The following is a 917-nucleotide window of genomic DNA, read 5'->3' as shown; positions in this document are numbered from 1 at the left end:
AAACCGCACGTAAACGTTGGTACAATCGGCCACGTTGACCACGGTAAAACTACACTAACTGCAGCAATCACTAACGTACTTGCAAAAGTATACGGCGGTGTTGCTAAAGATTTCGCATCAATCGATAACGCTCCAGAAGAGCGCGAACGTGGTATCACTATTTCAACGTCTCACGTTGAATACGATACACCTACACGTCACTACGCACACGTAGATTGTCCTGGTCACGCCGATTATGTTAAAAACATGATCACTGGTGCTGCTCAAATGGACGGCGCGATCTTAGTAGTTGCTGCGACAGATGGCCCTATGCCACAAACGCGTGAGCACATCCTTCTTTCTCGTCAGGTTGGCGTTCCTTACATCATCGTATTCATGAACAAATGTGACATGGTTGATGACGAAGAGCTACTTGAACTAGTAGAAATGGAAGTTCGTGAACTTCTTTCTGAATACGATTTCCCAGGTGATGACTTACCTCTAATCGCTGGTTCTGCGCTTAAAGCGTTAGAAGGCGAGAAAGAGTGGGAAGATAAGATTGTTGAGCTTGCAAACGCACTTGATTCTTACATCCCAGAGCCAGAGCGTGACATCGATAAGCCATTCATCATGCCTATCGAAGACGTTTTCTCAATCCAGGGTCGTGGTACTGTTGTAACTGGTCGTGTTGAAGCTGGTATCATCCGCATCAATGACGAAGTAGAAATTGTTGGTATCAATGATACAACTCGTTCTACTTGTACTGGTGTTGAAATGTTCCGTAAGCTTCTTGACGAAGGTCGTGCTGGCGAAAACATTGGTGCACTTCTACGTGGTACTAAGCGTGAAGACGTTGAACGTGGTCAAGTACTAGCTAAGCCTGGTTCAATCAACCCACATACTACATTCACTTCAGAAGTATACGTACTTTCTAAAGA

Annotated in this window: 1 protein-coding gene; it reads left to right on the top strand. The window is 44.9% G+C overall.

Annotated elements, in window-relative coordinates:
- A partial coding sequence (tuf, locus tag H5157_RS21120; protein ID WP_182725412.1) for an elongation factor Tu occupies window positions 1-917 on the top strand: 917 nt, incomplete at both ends.

Origin of the sequence: Pseudoalteromonas sp. SG43-3, assembly GCF_014164385.1 — a bacterium.
GTDB classification, from domain to species: Bacteria; Pseudomonadota; Gammaproteobacteria; order Enterobacterales; family Alteromonadaceae; genus Pseudoalteromonas; species Pseudoalteromonas distincta.
Note: the sequence above shows the minus strand (reverse complement) of the source record. Positions and strands in the feature narration are given on the sequence as shown.